The organism is Rhizobium ecuadorense (assembly GCF_001187535.1).
Lineage (GTDB): Bacteria > Pseudomonadota > Alphaproteobacteria > Rhizobiales > Rhizobiaceae > Rhizobium > Rhizobium ecuadorense.
The window spans coordinates 1-265 of record NZ_LFIO01001247.1 but is presented as its reverse complement, the minus strand read 5'-3'; the positions used below and the strand labels follow the sequence as shown (position 1 = coordinate 265).

The 265-nt window shown below is 61.5% G+C and carries 1 protein-coding gene; it reads right to left on the bottom strand.

Going from position 1 to position 265, the window contains the following annotated elements; all coding sequences use genetic code 11:
• Nucleotides 1-264: sigma factor (locus tag AF337_RS25845; protein WP_280138869.1), on the bottom strand; the 264-nt coding region annotated here is incomplete at its 3' end.
• Between the last annotated feature and the right edge of the window lies 1 nt (nucleotide 265).

Genomic DNA, 265 nt, shown 5'->3' with positions numbered 1-265 from the left:
GTGCCGGCCGCCATGCTTTCGGTGGTGGTCGATCAGCTTATAACGGGCAATCGAGAAGAACCACGCGGTGAACGGCCGCTCCCTGTCATAGGTCGCCCGGCGCGAATGCAGCGCCAGCAACGTCTCCTGCACGAGATCTTCCGTGTCGGATTTCGCGGTAGTGCCGATACGTCCGCCGTAATAACCGACGAGCAGGGCCCGCAACGTCACGAGCAGACGTCGATAAGCCGCCTCGTCCCCGTCAAGGGAAAGAAGCATCAGCATC